A 405-nucleotide genomic window follows, 5' to 3' on the forward strand; every position below is an offset into this window, starting at 1 on the left:
GACCCTGAGGAGTTCGCGAAATCAGTCATCGCTGAATGGAGACACGCTCAAGTTGACCCAAATGTGGAAGATGTATGGTTCGCCTTCCCGACAGTCTGGATGGTCTGACACTACTTCCTCCGCTCGCGGGATGACGGCGGTCCGTGCTGGCTGGCAACGGCATTAATGTTGAGGAGCTTCTGTCCCGGCGGCGCGCCGCAGCGCTGAGGGGATAGGTTTGGTCGAGGCGCAAGCGCAGATAGAGGCGGGCGCCTATTACTGCCGGCAGCAGAGCGCGGCCCTCACGCGCCGCGGCGGCGACGTGGTGGGCACGATCACGCAGCGCGATGCCAACGGCTTCGTGGTGGGCATCCGCCAGCCGAAGGTGACGGGCAGTGCGGCGCAGGCGCCGGACGGTAGCTTGGC

General features: G+C 64.9%; 1 protein-coding gene. It reads left to right on the plus strand.

Annotated elements, in window-relative coordinates; genetic code table 11:
• Positions 1–217: 217 nt before the first annotated feature.
• The coding region (locus GVL52_RS32490) for a hypothetical protein (RefSeq protein ID WP_160012783.1) at positions 218–405 on the plus strand (188 nt) is incomplete at its 3' end.

The sequence above is a fragment of the Rhizobium sp. 18055 genome, from assembly GCF_902706285.1.
GTDB lineage: Bacteria > Pseudomonadota > Alphaproteobacteria > Rhizobiales > Rhizobiaceae > Rhizobium.